Source organism: Pseudoflavitalea rhizosphaerae (assembly GCF_003991355.1).
Lineage (GTDB): Bacteria > Bacteroidota > Bacteroidia > Chitinophagales > Chitinophagaceae > Pseudobacter > Pseudobacter rhizosphaerae.
The window spans coordinates 1-1625 of sequence record NZ_RCSU01000030.1 but is presented as its reverse complement, the minus strand read 5'-3'; the positions used below and the strand labels follow the sequence as shown (position 1 = coordinate 1625).

Annotated in this window: 1 protein-coding gene; it reads right to left on the bottom strand. The window is 47.1% G+C overall.

Features of this window, described 5'->3' with window-relative positions:
- The coding region (locus D9Y29_RS26370; protein WP_127133250.1) for an IS1182 family transposase at positions 1-1541 on the bottom strand (1541 nt) is incomplete at its 3' end.
- Between the last annotated feature and the right edge of the window lie 84 nt (positions 1542-1625).

The window sequence follows — 1625 nt, the reverse complement described above, 5'->3', positions numbered from 1 at the left end:
CTGATGTTGTGGGCCATCGCTACCAGGGTGATCTCCGTTTTTACTTTCTTCAAGCCACGCAGGTGGAACCGGCGGAAGCCCATATTGTGTTTAATGTCGCCAAAACAACTTTCGATCTCGATGCTCCGCTGCTTTTTGAGCCTGTTCCCTTTTTCTGTACCCAGGTTCTCCCTTGCCTGCTGTTTGTAATCTTCCAGTTTCTCATTGACCTGGATCGTTTTGTTCTCCCCGTTGGTAGATTTAGTGCATTGCTGGTAAAAAGGACAGCCGCTGCAATCAGTACATTCGTACAATTTTATAGTTGATTCATAACCTGTACGCTTATGCGCTTTTTGATAAGTACGGCGATACATCAATCTTAGACCATTGGGGCATTCATAGCTGTCTGTTATCGGATCATAGGGAAAGTTGTCTCTGTGGAAGCGGTTTTTGCGAACACTGCTTTTCTGTTCAGTATGATACGTAGGGAACTTCAGATAGTTCTCTATTTGCTGTTGTTCGAGCAGTTCGTAATTCTCTTCTGTGCCGAAGATACTGTCAGCAATGATCTGGTCAGGTTTAAAGGGTTGCTGCCGGGACACTTCTTCCAGGTGATCGCTCAAGCAGATACCGTCATTGGTATTTTGATGGACACTTACCCCGGTGATGAACTGGTCCTCGCTTCCGGCTAATACATTGTAAGCAGGTAATATCTCCACTTTGTTCTTCATCATCATGGCGCTGGCATCGGCATCTGTTTTGTTGTAGCCGCTGCGTCTACCTGTCTTATGGATCTGGGCTTCATATTTATTGAGCTTGCTGTGAGCATCGTGTAGCTTTCTTTGAAGAGTGACGGCTTTGCGACGGGTTCGTTTGCTGGTAGCTGCCTCCAGCTTTTCATTAAGTACTTCCACCTGCTCTTCGATCGCTTCAGCAGTGATCGTGGAGGCGCCGCCTTCCTGTTCCAGGTCGCTGTTACCATACTGGCGGTCTTCAGTGGCATTGAGCTCTTCGATCTGCCGGAACAGTTCACGGCATTTTTGCTCCGTTTTGCCCTTGTAACGTTCAGCGTTCTTCTTCCAGACCATCTTGTGCTGGTTAGCATCAGCCCGGAAGGTGCTGCCATCACAGAAGTAATTCTCCATCTTGATATAGCCATGTTCCAGCAGGAACTCCAGCAGTTCTTTGAACAACACCTCAATCACTTCTTTGGCCTTACTGCTGCGGAACAGGTTGATCGTCCGGAAGTCGGGCCGGCTCTTCCCGCTCAGCCACATAAAATGAATATCCTGACCCAGCGCAGCGGCAATCTTGCGACCTGTGTAGATCTTCATGCAATAGCCGTACAACAGCACTTTTAATAACATCCGCGGATGAAAAGAACTGGTTCCACCACCTTTATAGAGCTGCAGAAGGCCACTGATATCCATCCGTTCTACTACCTCGTTCACTACCCGAACCAGGTGCGTCGGACCGATCCACTCCTCCAATGCAGGAGGTAACAATAAATTTTGTTGCTGATTATATTGCTTGAAAACGAGGGAAGTCTTTAATTTAGCCATGTAGTTTTAGTGTGGTAATTAAAATTACACTTCAGCCCTGTTTCTTCCAAAAGAAATAGGGCTGACCTTTTTAGTCAGCCCCAC